Consider the following 5,036-nt stretch of genomic DNA (forward strand, 5'->3'; position numbering starts at 1 on the left):
CCTCGGCCACCCAGAACTGGACGGATTCGACCGGGACGAATGCGTCCGCCTGGGCGCGTTCAGTTGGCATTTTCGGCGGCACCGGCGGCACGGTTACTGCCGTTGGCGCGCATGGCTTTGACCGGCTGGAATTTGCCGTTTCGAACTACGAAATCGACGGCACGGCAGGCAACACCCTGCATTTGTCACCCTACTCCGCCGCAAAGGGCGAGATTTCGGTCGACAACGGGGGCGATGTTGCAACGATCGGTATCGATATCGCAAACGGCAACAACTATAGTGCCGGCGGACTTGGACCCGTCATCAGCGATCTCGAAAAGACAGGTGCCGGTACTTTGATCTTCACCGGTACAAAATCCTATACGGGTCTCACGACGGTATCGAGCGGAAGCCTGCAATTAGGTAATGGAGTCACCGCCGGCGGATTGACGGGCGGCGTAACGGTCGACTCTGCCGCCAGGTTTGGTGGGGCCGGCAATGTCGGGGGCGATATTGAGATCAAGTCTGGTGCAACGCTCTTCGCTTCGCAAGGCGGAATTCTCTCAACTGCTGGCGATCTGACATTCGAAAACACAACCTCATTCGATGTCAATTTGACGGCGCCCTCTTCCACGGCGTTGGTCCAGAGCAACTCGCTTTCGCTCGGCGGCGTCGGGGCTACAACGATCAATCTCGACAGCCCCGGCGCACCGGGAGGATTATATGCCCTGATAAACTCGGCGACCGCGCCAGGGGCCCCCGACCCGACGAACCAGTTCACTCTGGGCGCCAATGTTCCCGGCGGAAGCACGATCGTTTATACGCCGGTCGGCCATATCTATCTTAGCGTGCCCGGCGGCGGCCCTGCTTTACGCTATTGGGATGGCGCCACCACCTCCGGAACCGCACCGATATCCGGAGGGAACGGTATCTGGAATACATATGTCGGTTCAAACACCAACTGGGGTGATGCTGACCCGCCCACCAGTCATGGAGTGTGGTCACAGGGCGACATTGCGATCTTCGACGGAAGCGCCGGCACTGTGACAGTGGACACAAATGGCGGGGCTTCCCCCATCGAAGTGGGCGGACTTCAATTTGCCGAAAATGGCTATTCCGTCATCGGAGACCCGCTGACGCTGGATAGCGCAACGGCAGACAATCTGGTCGAGATTGCCGTTGGTCCTTCTGCGAGCACCGGGGCAACGATCAACTCTATCTTGAACGGCACATCCGGAATCAACAAGACCGGGGCGGGCTTCCTGTCGCTTACGGCGACAAATAGCTATTCTGGCGATACGACAATCACAAATGGTGTTCTTGCGGTTTCCTCCAACAATAACCTTGGCGATGCGTCATCGAAGATCGCATTTGCTGGGGGAACTCTCGAGACAACCGGGAGTTTCACAATTCCACGTGAAATAATCATCGATCAGCACAACGGCACGGTCAGCGTTGCAAATATGCTCGACACGTTGACCCTCTCAGGTCCAATTGGCGACAAGACAGGGCAATCGGGTGCGCTCATCAAATCGGGAAGCGGGACGCTTGTTTTGACAGGCCCGAACTCCTATTCGGGCGGCACGGCCGTAATGGGCGGTATAGTTTCGGTTGCCGGCAATGCCAATCTCGGCGATCCCACCGGTGGCGTAAGGCTTGACGGCGGCACACTGAAAGCAACGGCGGGCTTCGATACGTCCCGCATCTTCCAGCTCGGCGCGACAGACAATTCGATCGACGTTGAGGGCACCGGCAATGTCTTGAAGGCCTCCGGCAACTTTGTTGACATGCCTGGCGTTGCGGGCAGCTTCACCAAAACCGGTAGCGGCAAACTTGTTATGACCGGCGCTGGTGCACACACTGGTCTGACCAGCATCGCTGAGGGTACCCTCCAACTGGGCGATGGCGGCGCGACTGGCTCTCTTACCGGCGACGTCGATGTTGCAAAGGACGCAAGCTTCAATGTCCTGCGCTCGGCCGATTGGGCATTTGCGGGTAAGATTTCCGGAACCGGGACATTTAACCAGACTGGAACAGGAACAACCAGTCTTACAGGCGATAGTTCTGGCTTCAACGGCGCCACTTCGCTCACTGCCGGTGGGCTTGCCGTATCCGGCAAGCTCGGCGGTGCGCTTTCCGCAAGCGGCGGCCTTTTGAGCGGCAATGGTACGCTCGGCAGCGTACATATGCTTTCGGGCAGCAGAATCACCGCCGGCAGCGATACCACGATCGAGACGCTCAACACCGGCAAACTCGCGTTCGATCCCGGCTCTTCGCTGCTGGCGAACGTCGAAGCGCAGCAGCAGGGCGAAGTTGTCGCCGATCTCATTGCCGCATCTGATGCTGTTGCTGTTTCGGGAGGTCAGATCACCGTTGATGCCCGCGGCGGCACTGTCGTCGATGGCGAGCAGGTGACGATTGTTTCTTCTGCCCAAAGCGTCACGGTTCAGGACGGCGATGGCGATGGCGTAGCCGGTTTCGATCCCGAAGTTCAGTCAACCTCGGCTTATGTCGGGGCGGATGTTGGCTATACTTCTGATACCGTGTTTCTGACGCTCAAGGACCTGACCAAGGGCGGCAGCACGCTTTGCCTTCCCGGTATGACCGCCAATCAGTGTGCAACTGCGGGTGGCATTAACAGCCTGGGGCCGGACAATCCGTTGAAGAAAATCATAACGGGTCTGCCTTCAGACCAACTCGGTCCCGATCTTGACACTCTTTCGGGACAGATGCTCTCGTCACTGGATTCAGGAATGCTTGAAAACAGTCGATTCGTCCGCGATGCCACCAACACCCGCTTGCGAGAGGCACTGGGGGAGGCCTCGTCGACGCGAGGCGTTTCTGTTGCAAACTATGCCAGTGCAGACGAAGGCACCGACGCCTTTAATGGATTTGAGGAAGACAATAACGGGTTGGGCCTGTGGGCCACGGGTTATGGCTCATGGACCCGGTTTTCGGGCAGCTCTGATCTTGGGGAGATGAAAGACAATGTCGGCGGAGGTTTCGCGGGCATCGATATCGCGGCCTTTGAAAATATGCGCTTTGGTGCTGTTGTCGGGTACGGGTACACCAGTTCGAAGGTTTCTGCCTATGCCTCCTCGGCGACCAGCAGTGACTATACATTTGGGGTTTACGGGGGCGGTGTGTTCGACTCCGTGGGCTTGAATTTCGGATCGGCCTACACTTGGCATGATATCGAAAGCAAGCGCGACGTGAATCTTCCCGGGCTTTCAGAGCAGGAAGTGGCCGACTATGGCGCCGGCACTTTCCAGGTTTATGGTGATGTAGGTATCAAGACAATTGAGGATGAGGCATATCAGATTGAGCCCTTCCTGAACGCCGCCTACGTAAATCAGCAGACCGACGGCTTTACCGAAAGCGGAGGCTTCGCCGCCCTGACGCGGCAGAAGAACAGCATGAACACCGGTTTCACCACGGTAGGCCTGAGAGGTGAGTACGTATTGCCGTCAGAGACACTTGCAAGTACTATCACGGGCTCTGTGGGCTGGCTCCATGCCTATGGAGATACCAGTGCAGTCGGCACGGTCAGCTTTGCCGGTGGCTCGCCTTTCCAGGTCGTCGGCGTGCCGCTCTCGGAGGATCAGGCGGTAGTGAGTGTCGGCTGGCAAGGGGCTTTTTCGCCCGACTTTACGCTCCAGCTCGACTATACCGGCTTGTTTGGCGATCAGAGCCAGAGCCAGAACCTGAATGCGCGAATCAATCTCAGGTTCTGAGAGGTAGCGCATCGGCCCCAGATTGCGATCCGTTGTGGGGCCGATGCTCCGATTCCAAAGTATAGAACTGGACCCTCAGCGGTTCTCACGGTTGATGTCGTGAATAGACCTGAGTTTTGTGAGCGCACTTCGCTTAGACTTTCCGCTGTCGCTCTCCCTGTGCGCAGCTTCGGAATACTAAGTTCCACCGTTCCGGCCCGCGTCTCCCAGTCCCGATCGCGATAGCCATTGCGTTGGGCAAGCCGGAACGCATTCTTCTCGCCATAACCTGCGCCGGTCTTCGCGCTCACTTCCAGCGCCATCAGCTTCTCGGCTGCAAAGCCGATCATCTTCCGGAGCAAATCGGCATCAGCACTCTTCTCAACAAGAGCGCACAGGTTCATCATATCCTCGGTCATAGGTGGTCTTTCCATCAGGTTGGTCTTTGACAACCCGACCCTATCGAAAAACACTGGTGGCCAATCCGCCAGCTACACCACGCTGCGGGACACTACCCGCTATCAAGCTTTTCGGCGATCTCGGCAAGGGTGATGTCCTTGCGTTCTTCGACCAGCCCAAGAATGAAATCGCCATGAGCTTCGATGCGATGAGAACGCAGGTCACCGCCTTGCCGCTTCGGTGCGTGATGGCCTGTCGCTTTCAGCCGCGAAACCCACCGGATCGCGGTCGATGGCGCAACGCCGAACCGTGTCGCCGCTGCATGGCATGTCATGCCTCCCTCGACGGCATTGAGCAGTCGATCGCGAAGGTCTTTGGAAAGCGCTGTGGCCATACAGGCTGGCCTCCTATCCCAGCCTGTATGTTGAATCAGAAACAAACTGAATTGGGACTCCGCAACCACTCCGAGCGGTGAGAAAATGCTCTAGAATCGTATATTCAGCTTGGCTGTGACATTCTGGCTTTCATTGCCGCCGGCAAACTGGCCGGTGTAATTCAGGCCGACGCTGACCGTATCGGAGAACTGCGTGCTCCACCCCACGCTCAGCACGGCCTGATCCTCGGCAAGCGGCGTGCCGGTGATGCCGAACACATCGGATCCCGCGAAGCTGAACGCCGCCTGGGGAGCGAGATCCCCGAAGCCGTGGCGCCAGCCCGCCGATGCCGTCAGCCGGTTCGCATAACCGCCGATATCGAACGCCCAGGCGCCGCGAAGGCCGACCGTCGTGAACCCGGTATTCATCGTCTGGCTCTGATAGGACAGGGCCGCAAGCCCGCCCGTCTCCGTGAAGGCATCGGAATGCTGGTTGATATAGGCCGCATCCAGATAGGGCTCCAGCGTGAAACCGTCGGTGATCTCGAAGCCGTAGCCAAGCCCGCCATAGA

General features: G+C 58.1%; 2 protein-coding genes and 2 pseudogenes. 1 reads left to right on the forward strand and 3 read right to left on the reverse strand.

Annotation, left to right across the window (positions count from 1 at the left end):
* A partial coding sequence (locus tag V6767_RS22550; RefSeq protein WP_448475483.1) for an autotransporter domain-containing protein occupies positions 1–3,713 on the forward strand: 3,713 nt, incomplete at its 5' end.
* A gap of 152 nt (positions 3,714–3,865) precedes the next feature.
* Here V6767_RS22550 and V6767_RS22555 read toward each other — a convergent pair.
* The 3 genes and pseudogenes from V6767_RS22555 to V6767_RS22565 form a co-directional block, all read right to left on the reverse strand.
* Positions 3,866–4,111: pseudogene (locus V6767_RS22555) on the reverse strand (transposase); the annotation flags it as partial.
* A 116-nt stretch (positions 4,112–4,227) separates the two neighbouring features.
* Positions 4,228–4,485: pseudogene (locus V6767_RS22560) on the reverse strand (helix-turn-helix domain-containing protein); the annotation flags it as partial.
* A 90-nt stretch (positions 4,486–4,575) separates the two neighbouring features.
* Positions 4,576–5,036 (reverse strand): autotransporter outer membrane beta-barrel domain-containing protein (locus V6767_RS22565; RefSeq protein ID WP_448475484.1); only part of this gene is annotated, 461 nt, incomplete at its 5' end.

The sequence above is a fragment of the Martelella sp. FLE1502 genome, from assembly GCF_053484255.1.